The 12672-nt window shown below is 60.4% G+C and carries 15 protein-coding genes; 9 read left to right on the top strand and 6 right to left on the bottom strand.

Annotated features, from left to right (window positions below; translation table 11 throughout):
• Window positions 1-137 precede the first annotated feature (137 nt).
• Window positions 138-560 carry a pilin gene (locus AC3WN7_RS27995; protein WP_095965629.1) on the bottom strand — a complete coding sequence of 141 codons (423 nt, stop codon included), beginning with the start codon at window positions 558-560 and terminating at the stop codon, window positions 138-140.
• A 227-nt stretch (window positions 561-787) separates the two neighbouring features.
• Between AC3WN7_RS27995 and AC3WN7_RS28000 the strand changes: the two genes are divergently transcribed.
• From AC3WN7_RS28000 to yacG, 4 genes are read left to right on the top strand one after another with little or no spacing between them, the layout of a single operon-like run.
• On the top strand, window positions 788-2005 hold the full coding sequence (locus tag AC3WN7_RS28000) for a type II secretion system F family protein (protein ID WP_095965630.1): 1218 nt from the start codon (window positions 788-790) through the stop codon (window positions 2003-2005).
• Window position 2006: 1 nt separating this feature from the next.
• A complete protein-coding gene (locus AC3WN7_RS28005; RefSeq protein ID WP_095965631.1) occupies window positions 2007-2879 on the top strand; it encodes a prepilin peptidase in 873 nt (290 codons plus the stop codon).
• Entirely contained in the window at window positions 2876-3499 is a 624-nt protein-coding gene (coaE, locus tag AC3WN7_RS28010) for a dephospho-CoA kinase (protein ID WP_102675788.1), read from the top strand. Before AC3WN7_RS28005 ends, coaE begins: the two co-directional genes overlap by 4 nt.
• Entirely contained in the window at window positions 3496-3696 is a 201-nt protein-coding gene (gene yacG / locus AC3WN7_RS28015) for a DNA gyrase inhibitor YacG (RefSeq protein ID WP_007970539.1), read from the top strand. Before coaE ends, yacG begins: the two co-directional genes overlap by 4 nt.
• An 18-nt stretch (window positions 3697-3714) precedes the next feature.
• On the opposite strand, the gene AC3WN7_RS28020 is transcribed toward yacG, so the two are convergent.
• Complete coding sequence (locus AC3WN7_RS28020) at window positions 3715-4404, bottom strand: energy-coupling factor ABC transporter permease (protein ID WP_095965633.1); 690 nt, start codon at window positions 4402-4404, stop codon at window positions 3715-3717.
• A gap of 71 nt (window positions 4405-4475) precedes the next feature.
• Entirely contained in the window at window positions 4476-5408 is a 933-nt protein-coding gene (locus AC3WN7_RS28025) for a LysR family transcriptional regulator (RefSeq protein WP_102675789.1), read from the bottom strand.
• Window positions 5409-5529: 121 nt separating this feature from the next.
• Here AC3WN7_RS28025 and AC3WN7_RS28030 point away from each other — a divergent pair, with 121 nt between their 5' ends.
• A complete protein-coding gene (locus AC3WN7_RS28030) occupies window positions 5530-5772 on the top strand; it encodes a DUF2790 domain-containing protein (protein ID WP_095965635.1) in 243 nt (80 codons plus the stop codon).
• A gap of 9 nt (window positions 5773-5781) precedes the next feature.
• Here AC3WN7_RS28030 and AC3WN7_RS28035 read toward each other — a convergent pair whose 3' ends face one another.
• Genes AC3WN7_RS28035 through AC3WN7_RS28045 form a run of 3 tightly spaced genes read right to left on the bottom strand, consistent with a single transcriptional unit; the run spans window position 5782 to window position 9634 of the window.
• Complete coding sequence (locus tag AC3WN7_RS28035; RefSeq protein ID WP_102675790.1) at window positions 5782-7050, bottom strand: OprD family porin; 1269 nt, start codon at window positions 7048-7050, stop codon at window positions 5782-5784.
• A 16-nt stretch (window positions 7051-7066) separates the two neighbouring features.
• Window positions 7067-8287, bottom strand: coding sequence for a benzoate/H(+) symporter BenE family transporter (locus AC3WN7_RS28040; RefSeq protein ID WP_102675791.1), 1221 nt, complete (start codon window positions 8285-8287; stop codon window positions 7067-7069).
• Window positions 8288-8290: 3 nt separating this feature from the next.
• Window positions 8291-9634, bottom strand: coding sequence for an aromatic acid/H+ symport family MFS transporter (locus tag AC3WN7_RS28045; RefSeq protein ID WP_102675792.1), 1344 nt, complete (start codon window positions 9632-9634; stop codon window positions 8291-8293).
• A gap of 219 nt (window positions 9635-9853) precedes the next feature.
• On the opposite strand from AC3WN7_RS28045, the gene AC3WN7_RS28050 reads away from it, so the two are divergent.
• The 4 genes from AC3WN7_RS28050 to AC3WN7_RS28065 are packed head-to-tail and all read left to right on the top strand — an operon-like array spanning window position 9854 to window position 12590.
• Window positions 9854-10480: a DUF1780 domain-containing protein gene (locus AC3WN7_RS28050; RefSeq protein WP_007970534.1), complete on the top strand. Its 627-nt coding sequence runs from the start codon at window positions 9854-9856 to the stop codon at window positions 10478-10480.
• Window positions 10477-11004 (top strand): MOSC domain-containing protein, encoded by a 528-nt coding sequence (locus AC3WN7_RS28055; RefSeq protein ID WP_095965639.1) that lies wholly within the window; start codon window positions 10477-10479, stop codon window positions 11002-11004. The genes AC3WN7_RS28050 and AC3WN7_RS28055 overlap by 4 nt, the downstream gene beginning before the upstream one ends.
• A gap of 53 nt (window positions 11005-11057) precedes the next feature.
• Entirely contained in the window at window positions 11058-11231 is a 174-nt protein-coding gene (locus AC3WN7_RS28060; protein WP_007970531.1) for a DUF3094 domain-containing protein, read from the top strand.
• A gap of 60 nt (window positions 11232-11291) precedes the next feature.
• Window positions 11292-12590, top strand: coding sequence for an NAD(P)/FAD-dependent oxidoreductase (locus AC3WN7_RS28065; RefSeq protein ID WP_102675793.1), 1299 nt, complete (start codon window positions 11292-11294; stop codon window positions 12588-12590).
• Window positions 12591-12672 lie beyond the last annotated feature (82 nt).

Here is a 12672-nt window from a genome sequence, read left to right on the forward strand (position 1 = left end):
GGACTCAAGAGCGCCGCGTTTAGTCAGTAAACACGCGGCATCGTTAACGACCATCGCGAGCAAGCTCGCTCCTACAGTGGATCACTCTCGCTTGACTGAACAGCATTGCGCAAAAGCGGGGGAATTGATTGAGCAACTCATGCCGCAGAACCGGAACACCCTTTAGGCAAGTAATCCGGGGAAACACTGCTCTTGCACGACCAGCCTTTGGCTTCGTCCCGTGTCAGGGTGACAGTTTTGCCTTGGACCACCCCCGGGGCATTGTTCAACGTACAAACGATTGATCCCGCTCCCTCCGGCGTTGTAGCCGTCACAGACAGGGCGCAATGGGTGGTCGATGCCGCACCGGCGGGCGCCACGTTGGCAATTGTCGGAGTTTCCCCCTGATTGATCACATCCTCGAACGGCACTTTCATCGCAGTCAGCTCGGCCAGCGCCGCCGTGACCTTGGCCCGGGCCTGGTACTTGGAATACATCGGCAGGCCCAGTGTTGCCAGGATCCCGATGATCGCCACCACGACGAGCAATTCGATCAGGGTAAAACCTTTCTGATTGTTCATGTACAAGCTCCATGCATGAGTCGGAGGCTCATGACCTGCCCCATGGCAGCACAGCTTGTGCCAAGGCCAGAAGCCCCTGTTGGCAAGGGATCTGGTAGCCGTCAGGCCTTTTCCTCCTACCAGGACCAGCACTATCTGACGTTTTTTGTCACCTCACCCTGGCGGGTTTGGCCTCATCCTTTGACTAGGCTATAAGAGCAATTCAATCGGAATCCCCAGGACTGAACATGGCGGTCAAGGCAGCGAAAATCAGCGTGTATGCATGGGAAGGCATCGACCGCAAAGGCACAAAAGTGACCGGCGAACTCAGCGCTCAAAACCCGGCGCTGATCAAGGCGAAACTGCGCAAGCAAGGCATCAGTCCGGGCAAGGTTAGCAAAAAAAACCCATCGGTTTTCAGCATGGGCAAGCGTATCAAGGCCCAGGACATCGCCCTGTTCACCCGGCAAATGGCGACGATGATGAAGGCCGGCGTGCCTTTGTTGCAGTCCTTCGACATCATCGGCGAGGGCTTCGACAATCCGGCCATGCGCACGCTGGTGGACGAACTGAAACAGGAAGTTGCGGCAGGCAGCAGCTTTGCCGCCGCCCTGCGCAAGAAGCCCCGGTATTTCGATGAACTGTATTGCAACCTGGTGGATGCCGGCGAACAGGCCGGTGCCCTCGACACCCTTCTGGAGCGGGTCGCGACCTACAAGGAAAAAAGCGAATCCCTCAAGGCCAGGATCAGGAAAGCCATGACCTACCCGCTGGTGGTGGTATTCGTCGCGGCGATTGTCACCGGGATTCTGCTGGTCAATGTCGTGCCGCAGTTCGAGTCGGTCTTCAAAGGCTTCGGCGCCGAACTGCCGGCCTTTACCGTGATGGTCATTGGACTGTCGCAATTCATGCAGGCCTGGTGGTGGGTGGTCCTGGGCGCGCTGCTCACGATGGCCTTCGGCGTGCGCCACATCCTCGGAAAGTCCCCGGCCTTGCGTGACCGGATGGACACCTGGCTGCTGAAGCTGCCGCTGGTGGGCACCCTGATGCACAAGTCCGCCGTGGCCCGGTTCGCCCGCACACTGTCGACCACTTTCGCTGCCGGCGTGCCGCTGATGGAGGCCCTACAATCAGTGGCCGGCGCGACCGGCAATAGCGTGTTCAAGCGCGCTGTGTTGCGCATCCGGCAAGACGTTTCGACCGGCATGCAATTGAATTTCGCCATGCATACCTGCGGCGTCTTTCCGAACATGGCGATACAGATGACGGCCATCGGCGAAGAGTCAGGCACCCTGGACGCCATGCTCGACAAAGTCGCGGGGTTCTACGAAGACAGCGTCGATAACATGGTCGATAACCTCACCAGCCTGATAGAGCCGTTCATCATGGTGGTGCTGGGTGTTATCGTCGGTGGACTGGTAGTTGCCATGTACCTGCCCATCTTCCAACTTGGCTCAGCGATCTGACATGCCCTTGAATGAAATCCTGATTCACTCTCCGCTGGCCTTTGTCCTTCTCGCAGGCATCACCGGCCTGCTGGTCGGCAGTTTCCTCAATGTCGTGATCTGGCGCCTGCCGAAAATGCTCGAACGCGACTGGCGTGAGCAGGCCCATGACATTCTCGGGCTGCCTGGCGAAACGCCGTTGCCGACCTACAACCTGTTGCTGCCCCACTCCCAATGCCCGCACTGCGAACACCGAATCCGCGTCTGGGAAAACATCCCGCTGCTCAGTTATGTGTTTTTGCGCGGCCGTTGTTCAGCCTGTGCGGCGGCGATCAGCCCGCGCTATCCGTTGACCGAATTGGCCTGCGGCCTGTTGTCAGCGTTTGTTGCCTGGCACTTCGGCTTCGGTTGGCCGGCCGGCCTGATGCTGATCCTGAGCTGGGGGTTGCTGGCGATGAGCCTGATCGACGCCGAACATCAGATATTGCCGGACGTACTGGTGCTGCCGTTGATATGGCTGGGGTTGATCGTCAACAGTTTCGGCCTGTTCGTGTCGTTGCACGAGGCGCTTTGGGGGGCGGTCGCCGGCTACGGCCTGCTGTGGTCGGTGTTCTGGCTGTTCAAGCTGGTCACGGGCAAGGACGGCATGGGCTACGGTGATTTCAAGCTGCTGGCGATGCTGGGCGCCTGGGGTGGCTGGCAGATTTTGCCCCTGACCATCCTGCTGTCCTCGCTGGTGGGTGCCATTATCGGGCTGGTGCTGCTGCGCTGGCGCCATGCAAAAACCTCGACGCCGATCCCTTTCGGTCCCTATCTGGCCATTGCCGGCTGGATTGCGTTGCTCTGGGGTGGTCAAATAACCGACTTCTATTGGCAGTCTGTCGGTTTGAAATGAATACCCCTGTGGAAAAACCCTGGATTCTCGGCCTGACCGGCGGCATCGGCAGCGGAAAAAGCGCGGCCGCCCAACACTTCATCGATCTGGGCGTGCATGTGGTCGACGCCGATCATGCCGCTCGCTGGGTCGTTGAACCCGGCCGCCCGGCACTGGCACAAATCGCCGAACACTTCGGCCCCGGTGTGTTGCAGGCCGACGGACAACTGGACCGCGCTGCGCTACGCAAATTGATCTTCGAAGTGCCTGAAGAGCGCCGCTGGCTGGAGGCCCTCCTGCATCCACTGATCGGCGAGGAAATCGCTCATCACCTGGCGCTGGCAAAATCACCTTATGCGATTCTGGTATCGCCGCTGCTGATCGAGTCCGGCCAGTACGCCATGACCCAACGGGTGCTGGTGATCGATGCCCCGGAACAATTGCAGATTGAACGCACCCTGCAACGTGACCAGACCAGCGAGCAGCAGGTCCAGGCGATTCTCAAGGCCCAATCCAGCCGCCAGGATCGCGTGAGTCATGCCGACGACGTCATGGTCAACGACCGCGACCTGGCCTGGCTGCACAGCGAGGTCGAACGCCTGCATCACTTTTATCTTACTTTGCGTGGAGGCCAGTCATGAGCCAACCAACAACCGTCGAATGCCCAACCTGTGGCGCCCCCGTGGAATGGACCGCCGAAAGCAAATTCCGGCCATTCTGCTCCGATCGCTGCAAACTGATCGACCTGGGCGCCTGGGCGTCCGAAGAACACAAGATTCCAGTGGCCCCCGATGCCGAGGACGAGATGTTCAGCGGTGACTTCGACCCGCGCCACTGAACCACCGGGTCGACGATTTCAGGGCTTGGGATCGTCGTCCTTCCAGGGGGCCGAGAGGTAGCGGGTGCGGTTGAACGTCTCAAGCCACTCCGGACAAAACACGACCAGCGCACTGACGATCATGCCGTTGATAAACGCTTCGGGAAAAATGATCAGCCATAGATATCCGACAAAATCTTCCAGCCAGTACGGCATGGCAAAACGCTCGTCGAACCATAACAACCAAAGCGCTAGCAGCAGGCACAGCAATGCCGACAGCGCGGCGGCAAAGAATCCGGAGACGAAGATATACACGAAGGGATTTCGTGGCTGCGCCCGCTCCACCAGGATCGCGCAGCACTCGGTGACCAGCACCGGCAGCGCAATCAACAGCGCACCATTGACCCCGACCGCCGCCAGGTCCTGTCGGCCGAGCAGCACCAGCCCCGTTTGTGCAACCAACCCGCCAACCAGCGCCAGCGGCCAGTCCAGCAGTAGCGTCACCGCTGTCATGCCGATGAAGTGGTACGACACGCCGGTATCAAAGTCGCGCCGCACCAGCCACAACAGAAACAACGCAAACACCGTTCCAAACAGCAGATGCTGACGACGGCTGTCGGTAAACAGTTCAACCCACGGCGCGCGCCAGATCGCCCAGATCAACACCGGCACATAGATCAGCCAGCCGGCCGCAAGGGTTTGCGATGACAGCAACTCGGCACCGATCATGGCTACGCGCGCCTCCTGGGCGAAGAATAACGGCCCCTCAGTCTACACCGCCGCTCGCCTGCCCTTCGACTTCAAGCCCAATGCCGCGGATCGTTCATCACCACGTCATGTTCGGCGAACAGCTTCGGCAGCTCAGACTTGAGAAAATCCACCCAGGTACGGACCTTCGCATCGAGAAAGCGTCGCGAAGGATACAGCGCATACACATTGCGTTCGCGCAGGCGCCATGCAGGTAACAGGCGCAGCAAAGTGCCATCACTCAAGGGCCGCGTCGCGGTGTAGAACGGCAGCAGGCTGACGCCCATGCCCGCCTCCGAAGCCTTGACCATCGACTCGGCAACATTGCACTGAAAGGTCTTGGCCGGACTGACGGCGTGCTCGCCGTGCTCGTCCTGGAAAAGCCATTGATCGCCGTACAACGGGTCGAGCATGCGCAGGCATTGATGATCGTTCAACGCCTGCGGCTGCCGCGGCACACCCCGGCGTTGCAAGTAAGCCGGGGAGGCACAGGGCACGCTGTAGATCTGCCCGACGGCCTGCGCAACCCTTTGCGAGTCGGCCAGTTCGGGAGCTATCGAAATCACCACATCGTGCCCCTCCTCCAGCGGATCGGGATTGAGCTGCGACAAGGTCAGCTCGAACACCACATCGGGATACAGCTCGCTGTAGCGGGCGATCAACGGCGTGAGCAGCACACCCAGGCCGTTCATGCTGTGCACCCGCAAGCGTCCGGCCGGATTGATATGAGCGCCACGGGCCTCGGCCGTCGCCTCATCCATGGCCTCGACGATTTGCCGGCTGCGCAGCAGGAAGCGCTCGCCGGCGTCGGTCAGGCTCAAGCGCCGCGTGGTGCGTTGCAGCAGGCGCGCCTGTACATGTTCCTCCAGATCCGCCACCAATCGGGATACCTGCGCGGTCGACAGATCCAGCGCATCGGCAGCCCCGGTGAAACTGGCGCAATCCACCACCCGGATGAACACGCGCAAGTTGTTAAGCACATCCATAAGCCCCCCTCGGGCGATGACTGTTACGGTTTATGTAAAGCTGCATCCACCGTTCGCCCCTTTATCCGTAGGTGGCAAAGACTAAAATTCAAACATCACCAACAACACGGAGCACGCCAACATGAAAACGTTGATCAGCCTGTTGCTGACCGTCATCGCCAGCTCGGCCATGGCCGCTGACAACGAGCCGCTCGCAGTCCTGTACAACCCGGCGCAGCCACTGGACATCGCCAAGGTGGTTTCTGTGTCCGACACTGCGACCGCGTGCGGGGTTGTACCGGCGACCATGGAGTATGTCGATCATCAGGGCCAGACCCACCGCGTGACCTATAACGTCATGGGTGATTGCACCAGCAACCTGTGATCAATGGGCTCACCGCAAGGTCCATGTATAGCTGAGGATCAAGCGGTTCTCGTCGATATCACTGCGGTAGTTTGAACGCGCCATCGCGTTGCGCACTCGGATGCCAAGACCTTTGAGGCTGCCGCTCTGCAACACATAGCCGATGTCCAGGTCACGCTCGCGATCCTTGCCTTCATAGCCCTTGCCGGTATCGACGTTATTGCCGCTGATGTAGCGCACGGTACTGGTCAGCCCCGGTACGCCGAGCGCCGCGAAGTCATAGTCGTAGCGCGCCTGCCAGGAACGTTCATCGGTGGAGGCGAACTCGTAGGTCGGCACTTCGTTGCCCAGCGGCGAGATGTTGGCAAACACCCGTGGAAACGCGCTGTCGCCGAACATGCCCTGATAGCCGACGTAAAACGTATGACCGCCACGCTTGGCCGACAGCAACGAGAAGAACGCCTGGTTGTCGATGTTGCCCAGCAGTTTTTTGCCGTCCTCGCGCGAATCGTAGTAACCGAGGTTGGCGCCGAGGGTCCAGTCACCCACCGGTTCACTGTGCTTTAAACCCAGAAAACGCTGGTTGTAGATATCTTCCAGTTGTCCGTACCAGGCGCTGACCGAGCTGCGCTTGTCGTTGAAGGCATAATCAGCGCCGGCAAAATTGAAACCGTCACTGCTGACCTGGCGCTGCGGCACGTGACCCAGCATCGCTTGCATCTTTTCGTCGCCAGCCTCGTTGCGCAGGCTGGTTGAACTCAAGTGACCACCCTGCACCGTCAAGCCATTGATCTCGCTGGAGGTGATGCTTGCGCCTTGATAACTCGGTGGCAGCAGGCGGATATCGCTGAATGCCAACACCGGCAGATTGGGTTGCAACTCACCGACTTTCAGCTCGGTTTTGGAGTAGCGCATCTTCAACGCGCCTTCCAGGCGGCTGTAGTTGTCCGCCGCGCGGCCGTCGTCCTGCACCGGCAGCAAACCGGTATTGGTCCGGTCCGGAGCGCTGTCGAGCTTGAGGCCGAGCAAGCCGATGACGTCCACCCCAAACCCGACGGTGCCCTGGGTGTATCCAGACTTCACGTTGAGGATGAACCCTTGGGCCCACTCTTCAGCTTTCGATTGCTGGTTGGCGCCGACGATGTCGGAATAGTCGCGGCTGAAGTAGTAATTGCGCGCCTGCAACGTCGCGGTGGTGTCTTCGACAAAGCCGGTTTGCGCCGCCATCGCGCCCGTGGAAAAACTCGAGACGACAGCCAGGGACAACGCCGAACCGGTTGTTGGGAGAATCTGTTTCATCGTTTTTCTCTTATTGTTATTGATCGACTGGTTGTAGGACTTCAGTTGCAGTTGATTGGCGACGGGGAACGGGGCGACGGACGCTCAACAGCACATGGGTGACCATGCCGAAAATCAGCCCCCAGAATGCCGCGGACAAACCGAACAACGACATGCCCGAAGCCGTGACCAGAAAGGTCACCAGCGCGGCTTCACGATCGCTCGGCACTGCCATCGCGCCCGTCAACGCACCGGCAATGGCGGCGAACAGGGCCAGCCCGGCCAGCGCCGCGATCAACTCTTTGGGGAATGCTGAAAACAGCGAGACCAGCGTGGCGCCGAAGATCCCCAACAGCAGGTAGCACAGGCCGCCGACGACCCCGGCCACGTAGCGTTTGCGAGGATCTTCGTGAGCTTCGCGACCGGTGCAGATCGCCGCGGTGATCGCCGCCAGGTTCAGCCCATGGCAACCAAAGGGCGCCAGCAGTGCCGTGCCCAGCGCGCTGCTGGCGATGATCGGGCTCGCCGGCGTCGGATAACCGCTGACGCGCAGCACCGCCATGCCGGGCACGAACTGACCGGTCAGCGCCACCATCACCAGCGGCAAGGCGATGTTCAGGATCGCGCCCAGGCTGAACTCGGGCGTGATCCACACCGGCGTGGCCAGGCCGATCACCAGCGCTTCACGGTGCAAATCACCGGTGAACGCGGCAATCGAGCAGCCCACCAACAGCACCATCATCACCGCATAACGCGGCATCACTCGCTTGCAGATCAGGTAGCAGGCAAACATCGCCAGGACCAGCACCGGCTTGTGCTGCATCGACACGAACAACCCGGTGCCGAAACTGAACAGGATCCCCGCCAGCATCGCCGCCGCAATGGCAGCGGGCAGTTTGCTGATGATCCGGTCGAAAGCCCCCGAGATGCCAACCAGGAAAATGACCAGACTGCTGACCAGATAAGCCCCCACCGCCTCTGCCATGGAGATGTCCGGCAACAGCGTCACCAGCAACGCCGAGCCCGGTGCCGACCAGGCGATGATCACCGGAACGCGGTAGCGCAGGCTCAAACCGATACCGAGCACGGCACTGCCAATGGAGATCGCCCAGATCCAGGACGACAGCATTTCCCGCGAAAGATGTGCCGCTTCTGCCGCCTGAAAGATGATCACCAATGGACCGGCATAGGAAATCACCGTGGCAATGAATCCAGCCACAGCGGCTGACAACGAGAAGTCCTGGAAAAACGCTTTCATGATTCAGGCACCGGTCGCTGACAACGCAGGGTTCAGACCTGCAGCGCTGCGTCGGCTGCTGATGGCGAACACGGTCATGGCCAGGGCCGCCACCGCGCCGGGCACGGCAAACGCCATGAAGTTCAGTTGCAGGGGCAGGCTGATCCCGAGCAAGGCACCACCCAGCAGCGGACCGACGATGGCCCCGTTGCGCCCAATGCCCGACGCCCAGCCCAGACCGGTAGAACGTATCGTCATGGAATAAAACTGCGCGGCGCAGGCGTACAAGAGAATCTGCGAGCCAATGGTGGTGGCACCCGCAATGGCGATCAGCAGGTACAACACCGGCATCGGGCTGTTGAAGCCCAACAGCGTGATCGACACCGCCGCCATGGCGAAAAACACCGCCAGCACCCGCGGCAGATTGAGTTTGTCGCCCAGCACCCCGCCACCGACCGCACCGAAGATCGCCCCGAAATTCAACACCAACAGGAACGACAGGCTCGAACCCAGGCTGTAACCGGCGTTGGCCATCAGTTTCGGCAGCCAGGAACTCAGCGCGTACACCATCAACAGGCAGCAGAAAAACGCCAGCCACAGCATCAGCGTGCGCAGCGCCCGACCTTCACGGAACAGCTGCAACACCGGGGTACCCGTGCCTTTTACCTCGGCCATGTGCAGTTGATCGGAGGTTTGCGCGACGTAGGCCGGATCGATGCGCTGAAGAATATTGCGCGCCTCTTCATGACGCCCCTGACGCAACATGAAGCCCACCGATTCGGGCAGGAAATACATGATCAGCGGCAACAACAGCAACGGCAGGACCGCCACGTAAAACACCGACTGCCAGCCGAAACCCGGGATCAGCACAATGCCCAACCCGGCAGACAGCATGCCGCCCACCGAGTAACCGCTGAACATGATCGCGACCAGCGTGCTGCGGATTTTTTTCGGCGCGTACTCGTTCATCAATGCGACGACGTTAGGCATCACGCCGCCAATGCCGAGCCCGGCAATGAAGCGACAGAGGCCGAATTCCGTGGGGTTGCGGGCGAAACCATTGAGCACGGTGAAGCCACTGAAGAGCATCACGCAGATCGTGATGGCTTTTTTGCGGCCGATCCTGTCCGACAGCGGACCGAAGAACAGCGCGCCGAACATCATGCCGAACAGTGCATAGCTGCCCAGTGCACCGGCTTGCAGAGGACTGAGCCCCCACTCTTTCATCAGCATCGGCAAGACCACGCCGTAGATCACCAGATCGTAACCGTCGAAGATGATGATCAGGGCACACCAGAACAGCACCATCCAGTGAAAGCGGTTGAAACGAGCGTTGTCGATAACCTCATGTACGTCGATCTTGCGCATGGCATCTATCTCTTGTTGTTGTTTTTTAGAGCGGCGGTAACACGGCTTACGTCCGTACAGCCGAGGGTAGAGCCGCCCGCCACGTGGCAATAGCCAGTGCGCGCAGATCACTATCCGTTTTGTGCAGGGCCCTGAAACGGGCATGGGAACGGAAGGCTTATGAGCCTCTCCGACAAATTGTCTTCTTTGCGATCACATTTGAACGCTAAGCTTGGGCCTATGGATGACTCAGATTATTTACGCCTGCTGACCATCGCGGCCGAGCAAGCCAACGCGTTTCTGTCCAATGCCCGCAAATGGGAGCGGGAGCGTTGGGTGTGCCAGCGCCTGTTGCAAGGTTTGAACATTCCCTATCGCGCCGATGAATTCGCCCCCGCCGGGGAGCCGCCGGACGTGTTGTTTCGCGATGCCAGTTTCGAGGTGTTCTTCGTGCTCGACGAGGGCCGGCGCCTCAACGATGAATGGCGCGACGAACTGCAACGCCGACGCAGCGCGTTTTCCCTGAGTCAACTGGTACGCCGCGAGGCCAAGCCACGACGCATCCCCGCCAACGAGTTCTTGTTGCGATTGGCGCCGACCTTGCGCAAAAAAGCACACAACTACAAAGAGCGCGGCATGGATCTGGGTGAACTGGACATCATTGCCTTCGCCAGCCTCAAACGCGAAGTGCTGGACCTCAACAGCCATTTCCCGCCGCCGACCGAGTACCTGCGCCAGGGCTGGCGTTCGCTGTCCCTGGTCGGGCCGACATTCGCCCGCGTGCTGTTCGCCCACCCGGATGCACCGGACTTCTTGCGCAGCAACCTGGGGCGCAGCATTGTCTTTGACGTCGGGATCAGCCTGTGAGCCCGCTGCAGGAGCTGATCGCCGAGGTGCCACAACAAGGTCGTGTACGCTGGATCGGCGTGCGCCCGCAATCACGTTCGACAATGCTTGAGCTCGATGCCGTGGAAGCGCGCCTGGAGGCCGGCCTGACCGGCGACCACGCCCGCCCCGGCGTGCGCAATGCGCGGCAGGTCACGCTGATTCAGTGGGAGCACCTGGCGGTGATCAGCTCGCTGATGGGGCGTGCACAGGATCATCCGGTCCGGCCTGAAGATCTGCGGCGCAATCTCGTTATCAGTGGCATCAACCTGTTCAGCCTCAAGGGCCGCCGCTTCCGGATTGGCCAGGCAACGTTCGAAACCACTGGCTGGTGCCAACCCTGCGCGCGCCTTGAAAGCAACCTGGGCATCGGCACCTTTCAGGCCGTGCGCGGACATGGCGGAATCACTGCCCGGGTGTTAAAAAGTGGAATCATTCGCCTGGACGATATCGTCAGCGTCGAACCCGTTCCAGACAGCGGCTATGCTGCGTTCAACCCTGGGTAAAAACACTGTAGCTTCTACACATTCAGCAACGTCTACCTTTGACGAGGCCCGATATGACCAGCCGCCTGAACCCCGACGACCAAAAGCATGTCGAAGAGTACCTGCAGTTGTCCCAGCACCAAGTCGAGCGCCGGCCTTTCCGGCCGTGGATGCTCCTTGTACTGGTATTGGCAGTGACCATTGGTCTTGGCCTGTTGAGCCGACTTATCAGTTACCTGACGCTATGAGCTGCCTTGCGCTCGCTCGGGTAATTGCACCGATTTCTTTTAGCCTTGCGAGTTATCCCCATGTCCCATCGTATTGTCATTGTCGGCGGCGGCGCCGGCGGTCTGGAGTTGGCTACCCGTCTGGGTAAGACTCTGGGCAAGCGCGGTACAGCCAGCGTGATGCTGGTCGACGCGAACCTGACCCACATCTGGAAACCCTTGTTGCACGAAGTGGCAGCCGGGTCCCTGAACTCTTCCGAAGACGAACTCAACTATGTCGCCCAGGCCAAATGGAACCACTTCGAGTTCCAGCTGGGGCGCATGAGCGGGCTCGATCGCGCGAATAAAAAAATCCAGCTGGCCGCCACCTACGACGAGGCCGGTCTGGAACTGGTGCCGGCCCGCGAAGTGCCTTACGACTCGCTGGTGATCTCCGTCGGCAGCACCACCAACGATTTCGGCACCCAGGGCGCGGCTCAACACTGCCTGTTCCTCGATACCCGAAAACAGGCCGAGCGCTTCCACCAGCAACTGCTCAATCACTATCTGCGCGCTCACGCCGGCCAGACCGACACGATCGAGCAAATCAGCGTGGCCATCGTCGGCGCCGGTGCCACCGGGGTCGAACTGGCCGCCGAGCTGCACAACGCCGCCCACGAACTGGCGGCCTATGGCCTGGACCGGATCAAACCGGAAAACATGCACATCACCCTGATCGAAGCCGGTCCACGGGTACTGCCGGCGCTGCCGGAGCGGATTGGCGGGCCTGTGCATAAAACCCTGGAGAAACTCGGGGTCAACGTCATGACCAATGCCGCGGTCAGCGAAGTGACGGCCGACAGCCTGATCACCGCCGACGGCAACGAAATCAAGGCCAGCCTGAAAGTCTGGGCCGCGGGGATTCGCGCGCCGGGTTTCCTCAAGGACATCGATGGCCTGGAAACCAACCGCATCAATCAGCTGCAAGTGCTGCCGACCCTGCAAACCACCCGCGACGAGAACATCTTCGCCTTCGGCGACTGCGCCGCCTGCCCGCAACCAGGCAGCGACCGCAATGTGCCACCACGCGCCCAGGCTGCTCACCAACAGGCTTCGTTGCTGGCCAAATCGCTGAAGCTGCGCATCGAAGGCAAGCCCCTGCCGGAGTACAAGTACACCGACTACGGCTCGCTGATCTCACTGTCGCGTTTTTCGGCTGTGGGTAACCTGATGGGCAACCTCACCGGCAGCGTGATGCTCGAAGGCTGGCTGGCGCGGATGTTCTACGTGTCGCTGTACCGCATGCACCAGATGGCGCTGTACGGGCCGTTCCGTACGGCGATGCTGATGTTGGGCAGCAAGATCGGTCGCGGCACTGAGCCACGCCTGAAGCTTCACTAAAACACCCCCTGTGGGAGCGGGCTTGCTCGCGAAGAGGCCGTGTCATTCAACTCTTATGTCGACTGACACACTGCCTTCGCGA

This window comes from Pseudomonas sp. FW305-70 (genome assembly GCF_058783925.1).

Excerpts from the sequence above, each read along its gene's own strand:
- AC3WN7_RS28035 (WP_102675790.1), bottom strand. The coding sequence starts at position 7,050 with ATGAAACAGATTCTCCCAACAACCGGTTCGGCGTTGTCCCTGGCTGTC.
- AC3WN7_RS28060 (WP_007970531.1), top strand. The coding sequence starts at position 11,058 with ATGACCAGCCGCCTGAACCCCGACGACCAAAAGCATGTCGAAGAGTAC.
- AC3WN7_RS28025 (WP_102675789.1), bottom strand. The coding sequence starts at position 5,408 with ATGGATGTGCTTAACAACTTGCGCGTGTTCATCCGGGTGGTGGATTGC.
- AC3WN7_RS28065 (WP_102675793.1), top strand. The coding sequence starts at position 11,292 with ATGTCCCATCGTATTGTCATTGTCGGCGGCGGCGCCGGCGGTCTGGAG.
- AC3WN7_RS28045 (WP_102675792.1), bottom strand. The coding sequence starts at position 9,634 with ATGCGCAAGATCGACGTACATGAGGTTATCGACAACGCTCGTTTCAAC.
- AC3WN7_RS28040 (WP_102675791.1), bottom strand. The coding sequence starts at position 8,287 with ATGAAAGCGTTTTTCCAGGACTTCTCGTTGTCAGCCGCTGTGGCTGGA.
- AC3WN7_RS27995 (WP_095965629.1), bottom strand. The coding sequence starts at position 560 with ATGAACAATCAGAAAGGTTTTACCCTGATCGAATTGCTCGTCGTGGTG.
- coaE (WP_102675788.1), top strand. The coding sequence starts at position 2,876 with ATGAATACCCCTGTGGAAAAACCCTGGATTCTCGGCCTGACCGGCGGC.
- AC3WN7_RS28005 (WP_095965631.1), top strand. The coding sequence starts at position 2,007 with ATGCCCTTGAATGAAATCCTGATTCACTCTCCGCTGGCCTTTGTCCTT.
- AC3WN7_RS28000 (WP_095965630.1), top strand. The coding sequence starts at position 788 with ATGGCGGTCAAGGCAGCGAAAATCAGCGTGTATGCATGGGAAGGCATC.
- yacG (WP_007970539.1), top strand. The coding sequence starts at position 3,496 with ATGAGCCAACCAACAACCGTCGAATGCCCAACCTGTGGCGCCCCCGTG.
- AC3WN7_RS28020 (WP_095965633.1), bottom strand. The coding sequence starts at position 4,404 with ATGATCGGTGCCGAGTTGCTGTCATCGCAAACCCTTGCGGCCGGCTGG.
- AC3WN7_RS28050 (WP_007970534.1), top strand. The coding sequence starts at position 9,854 with ATGGATGACTCAGATTATTTACGCCTGCTGACCATCGCGGCCGAGCAA.
- AC3WN7_RS28030 (WP_095965635.1), top strand. The coding sequence starts at position 5,530 with ATGAAAACGTTGATCAGCCTGTTGCTGACCGTCATCGCCAGCTCGGCC.